3 protein-coding genes are annotated in these 2,743 nt (G+C 44.7%); all 3 read right to left on the bottom strand.

Annotated features, from left to right (window positions below; translation table 11 throughout):
- Window positions 1–599: protein kinase (locus O71_RS26790; protein ID WP_007660922.1), on the bottom strand; the 599-nt coding region annotated here is incomplete at its 3' end.
- Between the two features lie 44 nt (window positions 600–643).
- Window positions 644–1,114 (bottom strand): protein kinase, encoded by a 471-nt coding sequence (locus tag O71_RS26785; protein ID WP_007660920.1) that lies wholly within the window; start codon window positions 1,112–1,114, stop codon window positions 644–646.
- Window positions 1,115–1,187: 73 nt separating this feature from the next.
- Window positions 1,188–2,639: a T9SS type A sorting domain-containing protein gene (locus O71_RS20370; RefSeq protein WP_007660918.1), complete on the bottom strand. Its 1,452-nt coding sequence runs from the start codon at window positions 2,637–2,639 to the stop codon at window positions 1,188–1,190.
- Window positions 2,640–2,743 lie beyond the last annotated feature (104 nt).

Here is a 2,743-nt window from a genome sequence, read left to right as displayed (position 1 = left end):
GCTTGCGGCTTCCGGACGGCAGCCTGCCTTTTGACCGGAGTGGCTGGCTTAGTCTCCTCCGGTGTGCGGACCGCAGCTGTGGTGTCCGTGATGGCCGACTGGGCAGACGTTGTATCAGTGGCGGTCACAGCAACATCAGCAGCCATCTCCTCGCCAGGTGCCTTCCATACAAAAAAATAGTAAGCGGCAGCCAGCGCACCTGCCAGCAACAGTATGAGCAGCACTGGCCATAAGCGTGATCTCTTCTTATACACGATCGACTCTGCCGTCACATTGCCAAAAGCACCATAGGATTTCCAATTCCCATACTCGAGGTAATAAGTAGCTTCTTCAACCAGTACCTGTGCCGAAGGTCTTCTTTCAGGGTCGGGGTGCAGGCAGGCTCGTACGAGATTGCTCAATATACGGGAGTAGGGCGCTGCAATGATTGGAATCTCTGCCCCCTGGCTCAGGCTCAGCCCCCCATTGCCGAGCCACGGAGTTTCTCCGGTGCATAGCTCGTACAGACTCACACCTAGGGCAAACACGTCGCTTGCTCCCGAGTGCACGGGATGGGGGCCAAACAGCTCAGGAGCAGCATAGGCTGTGCCCTGGGCCAAGGGAGTACCGGTAGCCCGGTGCAGGAGCGTGCGCAGTTGATTGCTTAACGCAGGTACGGCCAGGAGGTAATTGCCTGTGCATCCAGTATGATATTGTCCGGGTTGATCTGCCGGTGCAACACGGGAGGTTGCTGTGTGTGCAGGTACTCCAGGGCGCTACCTACCTGGGCGATCAGTCGGGCTATCTGGTTTTCCGGAAGCGGTGCGGCCTGTGCCACGGTTTGCTGCAAGTGAAGCGGAGCCACTTCAAAAGGTATACCTTCATAGACCCCAAAATGGGTAGGCGTAAGCAGGTGTGGATGCTGTAGCTGTGCCCGTTGTTCCTGTTCCCGTTGCAGCTGTTCCAGGCTGTGATGATCGAGCCGGATATGAGGCGCATACAGCCTCAGCGTGACAGGAGCCCCTTCCGCAGTCCAGTCTTCTGCTTTCCAGACTTCTTCAACCCTCCCTGAACTAAGCTGTTCCTTCAATAAATAATGTGACGCAAATATGCCGTTCGTTTCCGGTATGCTCATAAAACCCCTGTATTCACATGGGGTAATACGGGAATGAGGGGAAGAAAGGGTAAAATTGTATAATTATTGCAGATTAGCGTTCATGTACAAGTTTTATAGATTTCACAAAATTGCTAGTCTCAAGTTTTAGAATGTATAACCCCCTTGCTAGTGAGGAAGCATCTATATCATACTTATTCAGCTTGCCCGCTACTGCAGTTGAACTGTAGACTTGTGATATTTTAGCGCCATTACTGTTGTAGAGAGTTAACGAATATGGGATACTTTCTGATAATCTAAAATGAACTGTGGTGTTACCTAAAAACGGATTAGGAATGGCATTAAAGTTTAGTTGACTTTCTTCCTCCTGGCAATCTGAAGCGAAAGGAGTTCTTTCAACTGAGCTATCGGATACTCGTACTCCTACTACTTGAGATTCATCTGACGCCAGGATTAAAGTCTCTGAACTGTAACTTTTTTTAATACTCGAAGCATAATTGTATTTGCCTTTTATCAAAGTATAGGTTTTGCAGAATGAAATATTATTAGTGGAAGATTCCTTGTAAAGAATATCTCCACCATAAGTAGCAGAAGTATATACTACCTTTATTAGATTCTGCTCTTCGTTAAGCAAGACAATCGGCAAGGTACCACTTTGAGATACTTCATACAGTTCATCCCATACTCCGGATGGACGTCTGATCAGTAAAGCGATGAGTGGATAACCTATTTTGTCGTAACCAGTTTTGATAGCAGCGTACAATGTGCCATCAGATGCTACCTTCATATTGATGTGATCATCTGCCATTCCTGTGCCTTGACTTAAGGCGGATTGTAAAGCAGGGATCTCATCCTTAGACCATTTGTTTATATCATCGCCTATATTGTGTGTTTTAAAACCCCAACGTTTTGTATTCTGATTTGACCATAAAACACCTATTTGATTAGACTGTGGAAGTGAGATTACTGCGCAGATATCATCAGAGTGCAGACCTTGTTCTATCGTGATTGGTGCACTCCATTGCGTATAGGGTGCATCGCTCCAACGTACATTTACTTTGCCATTATCTCCGGTAGACCCCACCCATAACCTGCCAGTCTTGTCTTTATCAATAGAGGCAACTTCTACCTCTTTTTCCAAATTGATTTCAATAGTTGATTTGTTTTTACTCCAGCTCTTAAATTGTTTTTTTGTATTATCATACTCAATTGATAGAAATTGAGTAGATGAGCCTGAATAGAGAAGAATATGGACTGTATTTTCTATGATTACATAATCAGCTCTTGAATTTTTAGTCACTAGTTGCTTTGCATGCTTCCAAGTATTGTCTTCTAAGCTCCACAAATGCGTACCAGTATCGTTTGCCAGAATAGCCCAGTATTTATCATCCATAAAAAAAACTTTAGACTGAGGTTTTTCTTTGGTTGCAAAATCCCTGGCTGGCAAGGGGCTTAAGTCCATTATAGAGGAAAACTGACCATTAGACTTTAAAGGAGCAATTATTGTGCACAGGAGTACAGTAATTAAAGTTAGAAGTTTGCACATATTTCGCAGGGTTAGGCGTAACACATTTATTAGCAAAGTGATTATATAATGCAATTTAAACATGTAATATTACATAAATGCAATAGCTATAATATTATATGTCA

This window comes from Pontibacter sp. BAB1700 (assembly GCF_000277005.1).
Lineage (GTDB): Bacteria > Bacteroidota > Bacteroidia > Cytophagales > Hymenobacteraceae > Pontibacter > Pontibacter lucknowensis.
This window is presented reverse-complemented; position numbering and strand designations above follow the sequence as displayed.

Bases quoted from the DNA above. Each gene is read 5' to 3' on its own strand.
- O71_RS26785 (WP_007660920.1), bottom strand. From the start codon at position 1,114: ATGAGCATACCGGAAACGAACGGCATATTTGCGTCACATTATTTATTG.
- O71_RS20370 (WP_007660918.1), bottom strand. From the start codon at position 2,639: ATGTGCAAACTTCTAACTTTAATTACTGTACTCCTGTGCACAATAATT.